The 15,761-nt window shown below is 69.4% G+C and carries 15 protein-coding genes and 1 pseudogene; 11 read left to right on the forward strand and 5 right to left on the reverse strand.

Going from position 1 to position 15,761, the window contains the following annotated elements; genetic code table 11:
• Positions 1-24 precede the first annotated feature (24 nt).
• A complete protein-coding gene (sucB, locus tag AW272_RS08630; protein ID WP_066362401.1) occupies positions 25-1,512 on the forward strand; it encodes a 2-oxoglutarate dehydrogenase, E2 component, dihydrolipoamide succinyltransferase in 1,488 nt (495 codons plus the stop codon).
• A 246-nt stretch (positions 1,513-1,758) separates the two neighbouring features.
• On the opposite strand, the pseudogene AW272_RS44875 reads toward sucB, so the two are convergent.
• A pseudogene (locus AW272_RS44875) lies at positions 1,759-1,935 on the reverse strand (phospho-sugar mutase); the annotation flags it as partial.
• Between the two features lie 144 nt (positions 1,936-2,079).
• On the opposite strand from AW272_RS44875, the gene AW272_RS08640 reads away from it, so the two are divergent.
• From AW272_RS08640 to lipA, 10 genes are all read left to right on the forward strand, one after another.
• Positions 2,080-2,973 (forward strand): TIGR01777 family oxidoreductase, encoded by an 894-nt coding sequence (locus AW272_RS08640; RefSeq protein WP_066362403.1) that lies wholly within the window; start codon positions 2,080-2,082, stop codon positions 2,971-2,973.
• A gap of 57 nt (positions 2,974-3,030) precedes the next feature.
• Positions 3,031-3,780 carry a Type 1 glutamine amidotransferase-like domain-containing protein gene (locus AW272_RS08645; RefSeq protein WP_066362404.1) on the forward strand — a complete coding sequence of 250 codons (750 nt, stop codon included), beginning with the start codon at positions 3,031-3,033 and terminating at the stop codon, positions 3,778-3,780.
• Complete coding sequence (lipB, locus tag AW272_RS08650; RefSeq protein ID WP_066362406.1) at positions 3,777-4,445, forward strand: lipoyl(octanoyl) transferase LipB; 669 nt, start codon at positions 3,777-3,779, stop codon at positions 4,443-4,445. The genes AW272_RS08645 and lipB overlap by 4 nt, the downstream gene beginning before the upstream one ends.
• Before the next feature lie 114 nt (positions 4,446-4,559).
• Positions 4,560-4,808: a hypothetical protein gene (locus AW272_RS08655; RefSeq protein WP_157518436.1), complete on the forward strand. Its 249-nt coding sequence runs from the start codon at positions 4,560-4,562 to the stop codon at positions 4,806-4,808.
• A 364-nt stretch (positions 4,809-5,172) separates the two neighbouring features.
• Positions 5,173-7,371: a sensor histidine kinase gene (locus AW272_RS08660; protein WP_169807510.1), complete on the forward strand. Its 2,199-nt coding sequence runs from the start codon at positions 5,173-5,175 to the stop codon at positions 7,369-7,371.
• Positions 7,364-7,765: a roadblock/LC7 domain-containing protein gene (locus AW272_RS08665; RefSeq protein WP_066362412.1), complete on the forward strand. Its 402-nt coding sequence runs from the start codon at positions 7,364-7,366 to the stop codon at positions 7,763-7,765. The genes AW272_RS08660 and AW272_RS08665 overlap by 8 nt, the downstream gene beginning before the upstream one ends.
• Positions 7,755-8,114 (forward strand): DUF742 domain-containing protein, encoded by a 360-nt coding sequence (locus AW272_RS08670; RefSeq protein ID WP_066362413.1) that lies wholly within the window; start codon positions 7,755-7,757, stop codon positions 8,112-8,114. The genes AW272_RS08665 and AW272_RS08670 overlap by 11 nt, the downstream gene beginning before the upstream one ends.
• Positions 8,095-8,664 (forward strand): GTP-binding protein, encoded by a 570-nt coding sequence (locus tag AW272_RS08675; protein ID WP_066362415.1) that lies wholly within the window; start codon positions 8,095-8,097, stop codon positions 8,662-8,664. The genes AW272_RS08670 and AW272_RS08675 overlap by 20 nt, the downstream gene beginning before the upstream one ends.
• Positions 8,665-8,733: 69 nt before the next feature.
• Positions 8,734-9,702 carry a M48 family metallopeptidase gene (locus AW272_RS08680; RefSeq protein WP_066362416.1) on the forward strand — a complete coding sequence of 323 codons (969 nt, stop codon included), beginning with the start codon at positions 8,734-8,736 and terminating at the stop codon, positions 9,700-9,702.
• 21 nt (positions 9,703-9,723) lie between these two features.
• On the forward strand, positions 9,724-10,653 hold the full coding sequence (lipA, locus tag AW272_RS08685; protein WP_066362418.1) for a lipoyl synthase: 930 nt from the start codon (positions 9,724-9,726) through the stop codon (positions 10,651-10,653).
• A 153-nt stretch (positions 10,654-10,806) separates the two neighbouring features.
• On the opposite strand, the gene AW272_RS08690 is transcribed toward lipA, so the two are convergent.
• Genes AW272_RS08690 through AW272_RS08705 form a run of 4 tightly spaced genes read right to left on the reverse strand, consistent with a single transcriptional unit; the run spans position 10,807 to position 15,760 of the window.
• The gene (locus AW272_RS08690) at positions 10,807-12,522 is read right to left on the reverse strand and encodes a GH39 family glycosyl hydrolase (protein WP_083958111.1); all 1,716 of its coding nucleotides are present in this window, start codon (positions 12,520-12,522) and stop codon (positions 10,807-10,809) included.
• A complete protein-coding gene (locus tag AW272_RS08695; protein ID WP_157518437.1) occupies positions 12,519-14,012 on the reverse strand; it encodes a glucoamylase family protein in 1,494 nt (497 codons plus the stop codon). Before AW272_RS08695 ends, AW272_RS08690 begins: the two co-directional genes overlap by 4 nt.
• Positions 14,013-14,024: 12 nt before the next feature.
• Entirely contained in the window at positions 14,025-14,834 is an 810-nt protein-coding gene (locus AW272_RS08700; protein ID WP_066362421.1) for a carbohydrate ABC transporter permease, read from the reverse strand.
• Positions 14,831-15,760 (reverse strand): carbohydrate ABC transporter permease, encoded by a 930-nt coding sequence (locus tag AW272_RS08705; RefSeq protein WP_066362422.1) that lies wholly within the window; start codon positions 15,758-15,760, stop codon positions 14,831-14,833. The genes AW272_RS08700 and AW272_RS08705 overlap by 4 nt, the downstream gene beginning before the upstream one ends.
• Position 15,761: the final 1 nt, after the last annotated feature.

Consider the following 15,761-nt stretch of genomic DNA (forward strand, 5'->3'; position numbering starts at 1 on the left):
CTCTAAGGAAGACGAAGACTCACCATGCCTGTCTCCGTAACCATGCCCCAGCTCGGCGAGAGCGTGACCGAGGGCACCGTCACCCGCTGGTTGAAGTCGGAGGGCGACCACGTCGAGGCCGACGAGCCGCTGCTTGAGGTGTCGACCGACAAGGTCGACACCGAGATCCCCTCACCGTCCGCCGGGTATCTGACGAAGATCCTGGTCGCCGAGGACGAGACGGTCGAGGTGGGCGCCGAGCTCGCCGTCATCGACTCCAACGCCGCCGAGGGCGGCGCTCCGGCCGCTCAGGAGGAGCCGCCCGCCGCGGCCCCCGAACCTGAGCCGGAGCCCGAGCCGGAACCCGAGCCCGAGCCGGTGCAGCAGGCCGCCCCGCAGCCCGCGCCCCAGCCGGCCCCGCAGGCCGCTCCCGCTCCGGCCCCGCAGCCGGCGCAGCAGAGCGCGCCGATCTCCTCGATCCCGCAGCCCGCTCCCCCGGCAGCGCCGCAGAGCTACCAGCCGGCCCCGGCCGCGCAGCAGGCCCCGGCCGCCCCGGCTCCGGCGGGTGACACGCCCTACGTCACCCCGCTGGTCCGCAAGCTCGCCAACGAGCACGGCGTGAACCTCGAGGAGCTCGACGGCACCGGCGTCGGCGGTCGCATCCGCAAGCAGGACGTCATCGAGGCCGCCCGCGTCCAGCGCGAGCGGGCCGCCGCCGCCCAGGCTCCGGCTCCCGTGGCCGCCCCCGCTCCGGCCGCCGCCGCGGCCCAGCAGGCGCCCGCTCCGGCGCCGGTGCAGGTCGACACGACCCTGCGCGGCACCACGCAGAAGATGTCCCGCCTGCGCAAGGTCATCGCCGACCGCATGCTGGAGTCCCTGCAGACCTCGGCCCAGCTCACCACGGTCGTCGAGGTCGACGTGACCCGCATCGCGCGCCTGCGTGACCGGGCCAAGGGCGCGTTCGAGGCCCGCGAGGGCGTCAAGCTGTCGTTCCTGCCGTTCTTCGCGCTGGCGGCGGTCGAGGCCCTCAAGGTCCACCCGAAGCTCAACGCCGTCATCAACGACGAGACCAGCGAGGTGACCTACCACGACGTCGAGAACCTCGGCATCGCGGTCGACACCGAGAAGGGCCTCATCGTCCCGGTCGTGAAGGGCGCCGGTGACCTCAACATCGCCGGTCTCGCCCGCAAGATCGCCGACCTGGCTGAGCGCACCCGCACCAACAAGATCAGCCCCGACGACATCGCCGGCGGCACCTTCACGCTGACCAACACCGGCAGCCGCGGCGCCCTGTTCGACACCCCGATCCTGAACAAGCCGCAGGTCGGCATGCTCGGCACCGGCGGCGTCGTCAAGCGCCCGGTCGTCATCGACTCGCCCGAGGGTGAGGTCATCGCGGTCCGCTCGATGGTCTACCTGGCGCTGACCTACGACCACCGCCTGGTCGACGGCGCCGACGCCGCCCGCTTCCTGACGACGATCAAGCGCCGTCTCGAAGAGGGCAGCTTCGAGGGCCAGCTCGGCCTGGCGTAACCGATTTCCCCGAAACCCCCGTTCGACCTCCGGGCCGAGCGGGGGTTTTCGCGTCTAAGGCCGCCGAGGGCGTCCGGCCGCGTCAACCGCGCACCGTTCGAAGTGCTTTTTCATCTTCCGTTACGGCTCCGCCCACCCCGGCACCGACCACCGCCCCCGGCCCACGCCGTATCCGGCGCCAACCAGCCGCTCTCGGAGCGCCCCACTACGAACCATCTTGAACGCCATGGAGGAACAAGACCCCTCGCCCGTGCCGGTCAGGACGGCGGCGGTGTCCCGCGCGAACACGTCGGAGTTGTGCCGCGCGTCGTAACCGACCAGGCGACGGCCCGGCCCCAGCACGCTCGCCAGACCGGCCGCAGCGCACATCACGGTCACCCGGTTCATCCAATTGGGGCCCGCGCCCGGTTCGCCGCGCAGACCGCCCTGCTGGAGCGTGTCCGGTAGGACAATGCGGCGGGAGTGGTCAAGATCGCGGCAGGGTGCCGGGGCGTGATCCACCGATGGGTTTGAACGGGTTTCTGTCCGGTACGTCACCAAACGGGGGCGGGCTACGAAGGGGTAGACATGAAGATCGCGGTGACCGGGGCCTCGGGCCTCATCGGGACGGCGCTGACCGCGTCCCTGCGGCAGTCGGGACACGAGGTGCTCTCGCTGACCCGCAGTGAACCCACGAGCGCCGGGCAGGTGCGCTGGGACCCCTCTGGCGGGGTGCTGGATCCGGCCGACCTCGCCGGGGTGGAGGCGGTGGTTCATCTCGCGGGGGCGGGGATCGGGGATCACCGCTGGACCGACTCCTACAAGAGGGCCGTGCTGGAGAGCCGGAAGAAGGGGACCTCGACGCTCGTCAAGGCTCTCAACGCGATGGACAAGCCGCCCGCGGTCCTGTTGTCGGGGTCGGCGGTCGGCTACTACGGCGACACCCGGGATCGGGTCGTCGACGAGACCGCGCCTCGGGGGGCCGGGTTCCTGGCCGACGTGTGCGGGGCCTGGGAGGACGCCGCGCGGCCCGCCAGGGAGTCGGGGATGCGGGTGGTGACCATGCGGACCGGTGTGGTGCTGGCCAAGCGGGGCGGGATGCTGGGGCAGATCCTGCCGATCTTCCGGATCGGGCTCGGGGCGCCGCTGGGGTCGGGTGAGCAGTATCTGTCGTGGATCTCGCTGCCCGACTGGGTGGGGGCCGCGCGGTTCCTGCTGTCGGCCGACATCGACGGGGCCGTGAACCTGACGGCGCCCGAGCCGGTTACCAACCGGGCGTTCACGAAGGCGGTCGCGGCGGCGGTGAAGCGGCCGTCGATGCCGGTGCCCGTTCCGGGCATTGTTCTCAAGACGGCCATCGGGGGGTTCGCCGAAGAAGGGATCCTCATGGGGCAGCGGGTGGTGCCCGCGCGGCTGATCGCGGCCGGGCATCCGTTCACGCACCCGACGATCGGAGAAGCCCTGGCAGACGCCCTGCGGTGAGGGGGCGGGTCCCGTAGCATGGGCCCCCTTGTTTTGCCGATGACACGGGAGTGAAGCATGGGACGCAGCGGGCAGTCGCACATCGTCGCGATCGGTGGCGGGTCGTTCCGCCAGACGGCGCGGTTCGGGACGATGGAGGCCTCAGGCCTGCTCCGCTACGTGCTCGACCTGACCGGTGTCGACCGTCCCAAGCTCGGCGTGATCGCCACGGCGGTCGGCGACTCCCCCGAGTGGCTGCTCAAGATGTACGAGGCCTTCCGCTCCTTCGACGTCGACCTCAGCCACCTGTCGCTGTTCCCGATGCCCAACGTCGAGGACCCGCGCGAGTGGCTGCTGGAGCAGGACGCGATCTACGTCAGCGGCGGCAGCGTCGCCAACCTGATGGCCCTGTGGCGGCTGCACGGCCTCGACGAGGCGATGACCGAGGCGTGGGAGAGCGGGGTCGTCCTCTCCGGCCAGAGCGCGGGGGCCCTGTGCTGGCACGTGGGCGGCAACACCGACTCGTTCGGGCCCACGCTGCGGCCCTGGGCCGAGGGGCTCGGGCTGCTGCCCTTCTCCTGCGGGGTCCACTACAACAGCGACGACCAGCGCCGTGACCTGCTGCATCGGTCGATCGCCTCGGGTGAGCTGCCCGACGGGTACGCCGCCGACGAGGGCGTCGCGCTCCACTACGTGGGGACCGAGTTCATCCAGGCCGTGACGGTCGATCCCGAGGGTTACGCCTACCGGATCGAAAGAGATGGTGAAGAAGGGGTCAAGGAGTTCCGTATCGAACCACGGCGACTCGCGTCTACAGTTGACGTGTGAGGCTGGCGATCGTCCGACTTGGTGTCGATGTCCCCTATGAACAGGCCTGGAGCCTGCAGCGGGTGGTTCATCGGCGTCGGCTCGCCGACGAACTCCCCGATACGGCCCTTCTCCTCGAGCACGCGCCGGTCTACACGGCCGGCAAACGCACCCGTCCACAAGATCGGCCGTCCGACGGAACCCCCGTCATCGACGTCGACCGGGGCGGCAACATCACCTGGCACGGCCCCGGGCAGCTCGTCTGCTATCCGATCGCGAAGATCGACGACATCATCACCTACGTGCGCCTCCTCGAAGAGGTCCTGATCCAGGTGTGCGCCGACTTCGGCGTGATCGCCGGGCGGGTCGAGGGGCGGCCGGGGGTCTGGGTGCGCGGCGAGGCCCAGCACGGCATCCCCGACCGGCGTCTGGGTGCCATCGGCATCCGGGTGGAGCGCGGCGTGACGATGCACGGCTTCGCCCTCAACTGCGCCAACGACCTGAGCTGGTTCAACCGGATCGTCCCCTGCGGCATCCCCGACGCGGGGGTGACCTCGCTTTCGGCGGAGACCGGGCGGCGCATCACCGTCGACGAGGTGATCCCGTTCGCGGAGAAACGACTCGGAGTGGCGTTCGGCGCAGAACCGGTGTCGATGTTCGAAGAGGAATTGCTGGGCCGGAGGTAAGCGAGACGCGGACGGCCGAAGGCCGGCTGTGGCTCGGGCTGGGAATGGGGCTCGGAGAATAACTCATTGGAATTGGAACCCCAGGTGGCTGTGTTCCATGCCTAGACTGCGATCATGACGAACGGCGAACCTCGTCCGGACGCGATGCTGGATCATCTGATCGCCGTGCTCTCCCAGCTCACGACGGAAGACCCGCCGAGCGACCCGCAGGCGGCCGAAGCGCGGGCGATGCTGGAGCTCGGCATCGACGTGGCCTACCTCGACGATCCGGAGGGCGCGGCAAAGGCCGCGGAATGGCTGCAACAGCGGGTGAAGCTCATTTTGGGCCAGCTAGAGGAATGCCGAATGGGATTCGGTAAGTAGCGAGCCTTTCGGCTGAAGAGCACGACCGTCGAGGGTATGCCGACCCGTACTCTCAGCTCACGATCACCTCCCCGGCACCGGCGGCGCGGGTGCAGACGATCACCCGTCAACAGGGGGCGCCCCCCATCGCTCCAGAGCCTGATTTCGTTACACCGGCGCCACATTGGGCCTCACGGAAATCAGTTCCGGCATCGCGGAACGTCATAGACCCAGGCCGACGCGGGTGCCCCATTGGCCCTCGCGTTTCCCTATTGTTTACATCACGCCGGAAAGTAACTATCTTGCTCCATCATGGGCGGCGCCATGCGGCGCTCCCGTCATGCGTTCGGGGGCGCTGAACGTCGCTCTGAACGAGACGAGAGCCATGGGTTTCAATCGTGACACCATCAGGTCGAAGGCGTTCTCCCTCCTCGTCGTGCCCCTTCTCGCGCTGAGTGCCGTCTGGGCCTACGTCGCGGTCACCTCGGTCGCGGAAGCCACCGGTCTCTTACGGTCCGGTGAGCGCTACACGACCTATCTGCGGCCGGTGGAGGCACTGCGCGACGCCCTGCGGCAGGAACGCCGCTCCAGCGTCACCTCGCTCCACGACGAGCGGGAGAACGCCAGGGACGACCTGTCCCAGCGCCGGGCCGGCACCGATCGGGCGCTGGCCGACTTCCGCGAGGCGACCGCGAGCCAGGATCCGGCCACGCTGCCGACCACGACGCCGCTGCTGCTGGCCCGGCTCGACGGGCTCACGGCCCTGCGCGGATCGGTCGACGGAGGCGTGTCGACCGCGGTGACCACGGTCGGCGTCTACAGCGACCTGGTCGACGAGATCTACAACTTCTCCTCCAGCCTGGCCAAGGACGGCGGGCTGACCCCCGAGCAGTATTCGCAGGTGCGTTCACTGAACTCGCTGGAGTTCGGGCTCGACCTGCTGTCCCGCGAGCAGAGCCTCATCGGCTACGCCATCGCCGACAAGGACCTGTCACCTTCGGTGCACGCGTCGTTCGTCGAGATCGTCACCAGCCGCCGGTTCCTGCTGCGCAACGAGGCGTCGGCGCTGGACCCCGACGTCCGGGCGGGCCTGGAGGAGCTCTACGGCCGGCCCGTCTACAGCGCGCTGACCGAGGGCGAGAACCGCATCAACGCCTTCGTGCCGACCGACGGCGAACTCCCCTACGGCCTGGCGCAGTGGATGAGGGACGGCACCATCGTCACCGGCGAGGTCGACCGGCTGACCGGTGTCGCGCTGGAGCGGGCCATGGGCGCGGCCGGGCAGCGGGTCTCCGCCATCCTGTGGCAGACCGCCTTCATCACCGGGATCGGCCTGATCATCGTGGTCGTGTCGGTGCTGATCTCGGTCCGGTTCGGCCGCCGGCTGGTCCACGAACTGGGCGACCTGGAGCTGACCGCCGTCGACGTGGCCCGCTCCCGGCTCCCCGACCTGGTCAGGCGGCTGCGCGCGGGCGAGTCGGTCGATCCGGTGGCGGAGACCCCCAGGGTCGCCGAGGGCAGGACCGTCGAGATCAAGAACGTGTCCGGGGCCTTCAACCACGTGCTGGCGGAGGCCGTCCGGGCCTCGGTCGGGCAGGCCGAGCTGCGGCGCAGCATCGGGCAGGTGTTCCTCAACCTGGCCCGGCGCAACCAGTCGCTGCTGCACCGCCAGCTCTCGCTGCTGGAGGTCATGGAGCACCGGGTCGAAGATCCGGCGACGCTGGAGGACCTGTTCCGGCTCGACCACCTGTCGACCCGCATGCGCCGCCACGCCGAGAACCTGATCATCCTCTCGGGCGCGGCCCCGTCCCGCCGGTGGCGGGAACCGGTCCCCATTTTCGATCTCGTACGTGGTGCGGTCACCGAAGTCGAGGACTACACCCGCGTCGTGGTCCAGGAGATGCGGCAGGCGCCGACCGTGCAGGGCTCGGCGGTCAACGACCTGATGCACCTGGTCGCCGAGCTGATCGAGAACGCGACCGTGTTCTCCCCGCCCGGCACCCGGGTGTACGTCCGGGGCGAGATCGCCGCCAACGGCTACGCCCTGGAGATCGAGGACAGAGGCCTCGGCCTCGACCACGCCAAGCTGGAGACGCTCAACCAGCGGATCGCCGAACCGCCGGAGTTCGACCTGGCCGACAGCGAACGGCTCGGCCTGTTCGTGGTGGCCCGGCTGGCCGCCCGGCACGGCGTGCGGGTGCTGCTGCGGCGCTCGCCCTACGAGGGCGTGACGGCGATCGTGATGATCCCGCCGGCTCTGCTGGCGGTGCCGGACGAGCAGAAGGTCAGTTACTTCGCCTCGCAGGCCCCGCCCGTCCAGCCGCCGCCGGCGCGGCACACGCCGGCCCCGCCGCCACCGCCGATGGTCCATGACGACTTCGACATGGAAGGCCTGCCTCAGCGGGTTCCCCAGACGCATCTGGCCGCCCCCTTGCGGGGTGAGGCCCCGCAGAAAAGCGCACCACCACAGCAGGCCGAGGAGATCTCCGCCGAACGGCGGGCCGGTCTGATGACGTCCATGCAGCGCGGCTGGGAACGCGGCCGGCGCGAAACGGGGATTTGGAAGGACACGCCCAATGGCTGATCTCGGCAGGGAACTCGACTGGTTGCTGGACGACCTCATCCGGCGCGTACCGGGGGTGCGGCACGCGGTGGTGCTGTCGTCCGACGGGCTGGCGATGGGCGGGTCCCAGGGGCTGAGCCGGGAGGACACCGAGCACCTGTCCGCCATCGCGGCCGGGAGCCACAGCCTGGCGCAGGGCGCGGGCCGCCGGTTCGGCGTGGGCAACGTCCGCCAGACGATCATCGAGCTGGACGGAGCGTTCCTTTTCGTCACCGCCGCCGGGGACGGCGCCCGGCTGGCCGTCATGACGGCCCCCGACGCCGACCTCGGCGTGGTCACCTATGAGCTGACCATGCTCGTGAAGCGGGTCGGTGAGCACCTGAGCGCACGTCCAAGGGCGGTACATGGCCGCTGAGGAGGATCCGGACCCAGGACCCCTGGTCCGGATGTTCGCCGTCACCGGCGGACGCGCCCGCGCGGTGGGTGAGGCCTTCGACGTGATCGCCGTGGTGACCACGATCGGCATGCCGTACGACCAGGCCGGCCTCTCCCCCGAGCACCTGGCCGCACTCCGGGTCGCCACCCGGCCCACCACCGTGGCCGACATCGGCACCCGGCTGCGGCTCCCCCTGAACATCACCCGCGTACTGCTCAGCGATCTGCGGAGCGAGGGACTGGTGTCGATCGACCCTCCGGCGGCCACGGCCGGAGTCCTCAACGAGCGGATCTACCAGGAAGTGCTCAATGGACTACGCGCGCTCTGACGCTCTAGCGATCAAGATCCTGATCGCGGGCGGTTTCGGTGTGGGCAAGACGACCCTGGTCTCGGCGGTCAGCGAGATCCAGCCACTGTCCACCGAGGAACTGCTCAGCGACCGCGGCACCCGGGTCGACGACACCAGCGGCGTGGAGGCCAAGACGACGACCACCGTGGCGCTGGACTTCGGCCGGATCACCCTGCGCGAGGGCCTGTGGATCTACCTTTTCGGCACGCCGGGCCAGGACCGCTTCTGGTTCATGTGGGACGAACTGGCCATCGGCGCCCTCGGGGCGGTCGTCCTGGCCGACACCCGCCGTCTCGGCGACGCCTTCCCCGCGGTCGACTTCTTCGAGCAGCGCCACATTCCGTACATGGTCGCGGTGAACGAGTTCGACGGCGCCCGCCGCCACGACCCGAACGTGATCCGGCGCGCGCTGGCGGTGCCGGGCCACGTGCCGCTCATGGTGTGCGACGCCCGGGACCGGGAGTCGGCCAAGGAGGTCCTGCTGGCGTTGGTCCGGCACGCGAAGGACATGTCGGGCGTGCGGGCCTGATTGCCCAATTGGGACATCTCGCCCGGGTGACCCTGGCCGGGTCGGCCTCTCAGTCACCACAATATTGACATGTCTCGCGTTCTCGCCGTTCTGGTCTCCGTCGTCGTGCACCTGTTCACCCTCGGGTTCGTGGCGCTCGGGGTCCTGCTGATCGCCGCGACGCCGGGCTTCTTCTTGACCTGGCTGATCGGGGGCTTCCTGATCGCGGTCGGGGTGATGCTCCGGCCGCGCCTGGGCCGGGTGCCGCAGGAGACCGAGGTCCTCTCCGAGGCGTCGGCTCCCGCCCTGTACGCTCTCGCGGCCCGGGTGGCCGCGGAATCCGGCGTGCCCCGGCCGGTGGTGGCCGTCCACGACCTGGGCCTGGGCGCGACCTACGCACGGGTCGGGCTCCGGCGGCGGGCGGTGCTGACGATCGGGCTGCCCGTCTGGCTGGCACTGTCCCCCGCCCTGCGGGTCGCGCTGCTGGCTACGGCCTGCGCGCAGGACCGGTTCGACGAGGGCGTGATCGTGGGCGGCGCGAAGGCGACGCTCGCCGAGGTCAAGGTGGCCCTGTTCGGGCTCGGCGGGAGTCAGACCCGGCAGCGGGCCAACCTGGAGATGGCCATGTCACTGGGGGCGTGGGCGCCCGAGACGAGCTACGAGACGGCCTCCTGGTTCGGGCGGATGGTGGGCTGGGTCGTGGGATGGCCGGCGCTGGTGGCGGAGGTCGTCCTGATCAAACTGACGGCCGCCGATACGGCCCGCGCCGAAGCGGAGGTCGTGCGGGCGGCGTCGGCCGTCGCCGGCACCGACGCCATCACCGAGCTCGCCGAAGTGATCACCTCGCGGCGCTACCTGGCGCCCATGCAGGCGGGGGTGCTGCGCGGCGAGGACGTCGCCTCGCTCCGCCGGGCGGCGCTGGACCGGGCGGCGGTGCGCGAGATCTTCAGCGGCGAGTCGGGCGCTCCGGTGGTCGTGATCACCGAGTCGGAACAGATCGATCTCGAGCTGCGCACGCACTACGAACGGGCGGCGAGGGGCCTCGGGCTGCTGTCCTGAGGGAGGGCATAAGCTGTCAAGGTGAGTGTTGCCCCTGATGGTCGTAAGCTCCTCCGCCTGGAGGTGCGCAACAGCCAGACCCCGATCGAGCGCAAGCCCGCCTGGATCAAGACCCGGCTGAAAACGGGCCCTGAATACACCGAGCTGAAATCCCTCGTCCGCCGCGAGGGTCTCCACACGGTGTGCGAGGAAGCGGGTTGCCCGAACATCTACGAATGCTGGGAAGACCGCGAGGCGACCTTCCTCATCGGCGGCGACCAGTGCACCCGCCGGTGCGACTTCTGCCAGATCGACACCGGGAAACCGGCCGAGTACGACACCGACGAACCCCGTCGCGTGGCCGAGTCGGTCCAGCAGATGGGCCTGCGCTACGCGACCGTCACCGGTGTGGCCCGCGACGACCTGCCCGACGGCGGGGCGTGGCTCTACGCCGAGACCGCGCGGCAGATCCACGCGTTGCTGCCCGGGTGCGGCGTCGAGCTCCTCGTGCCCGACTTCAACGGGAACGCCGACCAGCTGGCCGAGGTCTTCTCCGCCAAGCCCGAGGTCTTCGCGCACAACATCGAGACGGTGCCCCGCATCTTCAAGCGGATCCGGCCCGCGTTCCGCTACGACCGGTCGCTCGGTGTGATCACCACGGCGCGTGAGGCCGGCATGGTGACGAAGTCGAACCTGATCCTCGGCATGGGCGAGGACCGGGAAGAGGTCGTCCAGGCGATGCGCGACCTGCACGAGGCCGGGTGTGACCTGCTGACGATCACCCAGTACCTGCGGCCCACTCCCCGTCACCACCCGGTGGAGCGGTGGGTGAAGCCCGAGGAGTTCGTCGAGCTCCAGGCCGAGGCCGAGGCGATCGGTTTCGCGGGGGTTCTCTCCGGTCCGTTGGTGCGGTCGTCGTACCGCGCGGGCAAGCTCTACCAGCAGGCGATCGAGCAGCGCGCTCGGGCCTGAGAAGCCACAACCTGAGGCGATCATGGAAACGGCCGGGGATCTTTCCCCGGCCGTTCCCCATGGGCAGCCGTTCGCGTGGCTACAGCGCGTCACCGGCTGCCTGGCCCACGGCTCGGGCGCTTCCGCGCCCGAAATTTCGGTGTATCGGCCCTGCTAAGGGGTGATCTCGAGGTAGGACACCCCGGGCATCGGGAGGTCGAAGGCGACCCGGACGATCGGGCCGCTCGTCGTCACCGGGGGGGTCAGTTCCTCCAGGACGTTCGACCTGCGCAGGGTCTCCCACTCCTCTTCCGTCGGCCAGTCGGTCTGGCCGTGCCAGTGGGCGCGGATGTTGGAGTGGCGATCGTCGATGCGGTGGTGGGTGAGGGTGTGGTCGCCTTCCGCCAGGTCGGTGATGGACAGGGTGATCGTGCGGGACAGGTCGGGGTCTCCGTCGGCTTTGGACTGGTTGAGGGTGCCGTTCCACAGCAGGATGCCGACGGTTCCGTCGTCGCGGCGGGCGGCCCAGACCTCCACTCCCCCGGCGTCGCCGTCGACCTTCGTGACCAGCTCCTCGTCGCCCAGGCGGTTGGCCAGGTCCAGCGCCCACCAGCGAGGTTTGCGCAGGTTGCCGACCGTCAGGAGGCCGAAGCCGCCGTGGAACAGCTTCGGTGGGCGGCCCAGCTCCTCGAAGTGGTCGGAGGCGACCCAGTGGGCCAGGGCTTCGAGCCGTCCCGCAGCCGACTTCATGCCGTGGAGCAGGAAGGACGCACCGAACGGGCCGTCGCCGATGCCGTGGAAGTGGGTGGGCGTCGGTCCCCATTCGGTCCACCAGATCGGGGTGCCGGCCAGCCCGTGGCGTTCGAGGGCCGGGCGCCAGTCGAGAGGCGCGTTGCCGTAGGTGTGGGTGGAGATGAAGTCGACCGGCAGGCCTCTCGCGATCAGCTCCTCGACCCAGCCGTTCGCGGCCGATGAGGGGCCGCCCACTCGCAGCGAAGAGTGCACATCCTTCACGGCGGCGGCGCTGATCTCGTACAGGCGGAAATAGTCTTCCGGCGTGCCGGACCAGAAGACCTCGAGGTTCGGTTCGTTCCAGACCTCGAAGGCCCAGTGGTCGATCAGTTCCTGGACGCCGTAGCGGTCGGCGCAGTGCTGGGTGAAGGCGCGGATCAGGTCGCCCCAGGCGTCCCAGTCCTTCGGGGGGCTGATGATCGCCTCGTAGCCGAAGACCGTCTTCGTGGGGTCGGAGGCCAGGTCGGCGGGCATGAAGGACAGTTCGACGATGGGGCGCATGCCGAGGCCGGTGATGGTGTCGTAGATCTGGTCGACCCGGGAGAAGTCATAGCCGTCGGGGAGGATGCGGACCTCGTCCAGGATGGCGTGGGCGCGCACGGTCGCCACGCCCAGCTCGGTGTGGGCCAGGCGGAGGGCCTCGATGAGTTCCTTCTCTTCGAGCATGTACGACAGATGCTCCGACCCGATCATGAACCGCCATGGCCTGGGGAGCTCCCGGGCGACATTTCCGGAAATGTCGACCTTGGTCACGCCTGACCCACCCGAAGAACCGTGGACGGGCGAACCGGCCGGTCCGTTCACCGCCGAGACGCGATACCAGCAGGGGTCCTGGCCCGTGTCCACGTATCGGCAGGAGGGAACGGCGGAGACATCCACGTCAGGCTGGCTCGTGACGGCGTAGGGCCCCTCGCGGAACGGGGACCGCTCGACCGTGTAGCCGGTCGCTCCCGGCACCGGCTCCCAGGTCAGGGTCACGCAGCCGCGCCCGGGGGTGGCGCGCAGGCCCCCCGGCGGGGGCAGGTCCACGGCCGGAGCCGTGGTCACCTCCCCCGACTGACGGTGGATACGTGCCTGCCAGTCGCGACGGGCCTTCACGGACGGACCTCCCACGTCTCCTGCGACAGCACCGGCTTCAGGGCCCTTTCGACGTCCCGCGACGCGAAGTAGCCGCGCAGCTTGTCCCTGGTCAGCCGGTTGCCGAGCGCGATCATGATCATGCCCTGGTCGAGGGCGAGGTACTGCTTGGCCACGGTCTTGCTCTTGACGGCGACGGCGTCGTAGAAGCCGCCGGGGCCGTACGAGTCGAAGTCCTTCTTGATCTTGGCCAGGTTGTCGAGCGCGTCCTTCTCGGCGTAGCGCAGCGCCAGGAAGGAGGCGTGCGGGGTCACGACGCCGTCGCCGTAGGAAGCGGGCTCGGGCTTGGCCGGGCGGCAGTCGCCGTAGCCGTAGTCGACCGAGGTCCGCTCCTGGTCGGAGGTGTAGCCGTCGGTGTCCATGCCGAGCGCGTCCACGCCGTATTCGCGGTAGCCGCCGGCCGGGTTGTTCGACGGGGAGAAGCCCCAGTAGCCGTACTTGGCATCGTCGAGCCCGTGAACCTTCTGAGCCTTCACGTAGACCGGATGGTTACGGCCCCAGGACTTCGCTCCCCAGACGTCCTCCGGTACGAGCTGCGGCACCATCAGCGCCTCGAACATGCTGCCGCCCCAGGTGGGAACCAGGCGCATGCCCTTGTAGCCGTAGGTGCCCTCGAACACCCGGACGCCCTCGAAGGTCTGCCAGGTCCCCTCGGCCTTCTGCTCGGCCCAGCTGAAGTCGCAGGTGTCGGAGGGATGGGTGCGCAGCATCCCGAAATAGTGCGCCTTGGGGATCTGGTTGAGGGCGATCCCGACATACGACGTGATCCGCGTCTCGGTCATCGCGCCGTAGTGGTGGCAGGTGGAGTAGACGGTCGTCCCGGAGTCGTTGTAGTCGCTCTCGGTGGAGCAGCCTTCGGGCTTGACCGGCCAGAACCCGCCCCTGAGCAGGCCCGTTCCCTGCGCGGCGGCGCCCTGCGGGTCGTAGTAGGACGAGAAGTCCATGCTCCGGACCAGCTTGTCGGCATCCCGCGCGACACTCGGCACCGCCGAGCGGATCATGAGTAAGGCCGCCCCGAGCCACCCGTTGTCGACACTGGACGCGAAGGCCGCGACCGGGTCGCCGCTGTCGGGCCAGGTCTTCACCAGGGCGAGGGTGTGCGGGTCGTACCAGTTGAAGAACTGGCCGGTCGGTTCGTGGCGTTCCAGCTTCTGTACGTTTTTCAGCACCTGGGAAACCCGGCGCTCCGCGTCACGGGCGGAGATGATCCCGGTGTCGCGGGCGGCGACCGTGCTCCACAGGTAGGTCGCGATGTTCGTCGGTGAGGTCACCTTCGCGCGGGTCGCCGGATCGAGGGTGCCCTCGATCTTGTCGGCCGGCAGGCCCGTGGCCGGGTCGACCATGGCCGTCATCGACTTCCAGGTGTCCTTCGCGTAGGTCTTCAGAACGTTGTCGGCAGGCGGAGCCCCCATGGGGGACACGGCCAGCAGAACGGCCAGCGCCATTCGCATACGCGCGGTTCCTTACTTGAGTCCGGTCGAGGCGATGCCCTGCACGAAGTACCGCTGCAGGAACAGGAAGAGCAGGAGGATCGGGGCGACCACCACGACGGCGCCGGCGATGAGCAGGCCGTACTGGGTCGCCTGGGCGTTGCTGAAGATGGCCAGCGCGACGGGCAGGGTGTACATGTCCTCGCTCTGGGCCACCACGGCGGGCCACAGGAAGTTGTTCCACGAGGTCATGAACGTGATCAGGCCGAGGGTCGCGAGGGCGGGGCGGCACAGCGGCAGCACGATCGAGAAGAAGATGCGGAACTCCTTGGCCCCGTCGACGCGGGCGGCCTGGATGAGCTCGTCCGGGATGTCGGAGATGAACTGCCGCATCATGAAGATCCCGAGCGGCGCCACCACGAACGGCAGCACGATGCCGAGGAACGTGTTGACCAGGCCCATCTTCGCGATCAGCACGAACTGGGGCACCATCACGACGATCGCGGGCACCATCATCTGCACCATGACCAGGCCGAACAGGGTGTTCCTGAACCGGAACCGCAGCTTGGCGAAGGCGTAGCCGACCATCGAGCACAGCAGCAGGTTGGCCACCACCAGGGCGATGGCGATGATCGCGCTGTTGAGGAACGCGGTGCCCATGTTCATCCGCTCGAACAGGCCGCTGTAGTTGCTCGTCGTCCAGTCGGCCGGGAGCAGGGCCGGCGGGTTCTGCCGGATCTCGCTTTCAGGCTTGAACGAGGCCAGCATCGTCCACGCGAATGGGAAGATCACCACGAGCAGCCCGGCGGTCAGCAGGACATAGGTGGATACCCGCCGTTTCATGAGCGCCTCCCGATCCGGAACTGGAGCAGCGCCAGCGCGACGATCACGGTGAACAGCACGGTGGCGGCGGCGCCGGCGTAGCCGTAGGCGCCCGCGCCGAACTGGTTGTAGATGGCCAGCGAGGCCGAGGTGGTCGCGCCCGCGGGGCCGCCCTTGGTCATGACCAGGGGCTCCTCCATGAACTGGGCGAACCCGATCGACGAATAGACCGTGCAGAACAGCAGCGCGGGCCGCAGCATCGGCACGGTGACCGACCGGAACCGCTGCCAGCGCCCGGCCCCGTCGATGTCGGCGGCCTCGTAGAGCTCCTTCGGGATCCCCTGGAGCGCGGCCAGCAGCACGACCATGTCGAACCCGAAGCTCCGCCAGGCGGTCATCACGATGATCACCGGGAGCGCGGTGTTCTCGTCCGACAGCCACGCGGGGCCGTCGATCCCGACCCAGCCGAGGACCTGGTTGATCGGTCCGGCGTCAGGGTCGAGCAGGAAGCGCCAGGCCACCGCGATGCCGATGATGCTGGTGATGTACGGGGTGTAGTAGCCCAGCCGGAAGAACGCGGCCGGCAGCCGGGCGATCCCCGAGTTGAGCGCCACGGCGGCGGCCAGGCCCAGCGCGATGGTCAGCGGCAGGGCGGTGACGACGAAGATGAGCGTGTTGAACGCGGCCTTGCGCATCAGTTCGTCGTTGAACAGCCGCAGGTAGTTCTCCAGGCCGACGACGTCGACCGCGAGCGGGTCGCGGACGTCCGTGCTGCGCATGTCGGTGAAGCTCATGCCGAGCCCGGCCAGCAGCGGACCGGCCCAGAACACGACGAACACGACGAGGAAGGGCAGCACGAAGATCCACGCGACCCAGGAGTTGCGGGGCTTCCTGAGTCTCGGCTTCGCCGCCTGTTTCAGGGCGGGTCTCTCCAGGGTGGTCGCCATG

Origin of the sequence: Herbidospora mongoliensis (assembly GCF_001570545.1) — a bacterium.
Classification (GTDB): Bacteria; Actinomycetota; Actinomycetes; order Streptosporangiales; family Streptosporangiaceae; genus Herbidospora; species Herbidospora mongoliensis.

Excerpts from the sequence above, each read along its gene's own strand:
- sucB (WP_066362401.1), top strand. The coding sequence starts at position 25 with ATGCCTGTCTCCGTAACCATGCCCCAGCTCGGCGAGAGCGTGACCGAG.
- AW272_RS08640 (WP_066362403.1), top strand. The coding sequence starts at position 2,080 with ATGAAGATCGCGGTGACCGGGGCCTCGGGCCTCATCGGGACGGCGCTG.
- AW272_RS08645 (WP_066362404.1), top strand. The coding sequence starts at position 3,031 with ATGGGACGCAGCGGGCAGTCGCACATCGTCGCGATCGGTGGCGGGTCG.
- AW272_RS08655 (WP_157518436.1), top strand. The coding sequence starts at position 4,560 with ATGACGAACGGCGAACCTCGTCCGGACGCGATGCTGGATCATCTGATC.
- AW272_RS08660 (WP_169807510.1), top strand. The coding sequence starts at position 5,173 with ATGGGTTTCAATCGTGACACCATCAGGTCGAAGGCGTTCTCCCTCCTC.
- AW272_RS08665 (WP_066362412.1), top strand. The coding sequence starts at position 7,364 with ATGGCTGATCTCGGCAGGGAACTCGACTGGTTGCTGGACGACCTCATC.
- AW272_RS08670 (WP_066362413.1), top strand. The coding sequence starts at position 7,755 with ATGGCCGCTGAGGAGGATCCGGACCCAGGACCCCTGGTCCGGATGTTC.
- AW272_RS08675 (WP_066362415.1), top strand. The coding sequence starts at position 8,095 with ATGGACTACGCGCGCTCTGACGCTCTAGCGATCAAGATCCTGATCGCG.
- AW272_RS08680 (WP_066362416.1), top strand. The coding sequence starts at position 8,734 with ATGTCTCGCGTTCTCGCCGTTCTGGTCTCCGTCGTCGTGCACCTGTTC.
- AW272_RS08695 (WP_157518437.1), bottom strand. The coding sequence starts at position 14,012 with ATGCGAATGGCGCTGGCCGTTCTGCTGGCCGTGTCCCCCATGGGGGCT.
- AW272_RS08700 (WP_066362421.1), bottom strand. The coding sequence starts at position 14,834 with ATGAAACGGCGGGTATCCACCTATGTCCTGCTGACCGCCGGGCTGCTC.
- AW272_RS08705 (WP_066362422.1), bottom strand. The coding sequence starts at position 15,760 with ATGGCGACCACCCTGGAGAGACCCGCCCTGAAACAGGCGGCGAAGCCG.